1 rRNA gene is annotated in these 314 nt (G+C 54.8%); it reads right to left on the reverse strand.

The features are described from left to right. Positions 1-314, reverse strand: a 23S ribosomal RNA gene (locus MFP24_RS00245); the annotation flags it as partial.

A 314-nucleotide genomic window follows, 5' to 3' on the forward strand; every position in this document is an offset into this window, starting at 1 on the left:
GCTGCCGCAGCTTCGGTGCATGGTTTAGCCCCGTTACATCTTCCGCGCAGGCCGACTCGACCAGTGAGCTATTACGCTTTCTTTAAATGATGGCTGCTTCTAAGCCAACATCCTGGCTGTCTGGGCCTTCCCACATCGTTTCCCACTTAACCATGACTTTGGGACCTTAGCTGGCGGTCTGGGTTGTTTCCCTCTTCACGACGGACGTTAGCACCCGCCGTGTGTCTCCCGTGATAACATTCTACGGTATTCGCAGTTTGCATCGAGTTGGTAAGTCGGGATGACCCCCTAGTCGAAACAGTGCTCTACCCCCG

The organism is Brenneria tiliae (genome assembly GCF_023347575.1).
Taxonomy (GTDB): domain Bacteria; phylum Pseudomonadota; class Gammaproteobacteria; order Enterobacterales; family Enterobacteriaceae; genus Brenneria; species Brenneria corticis.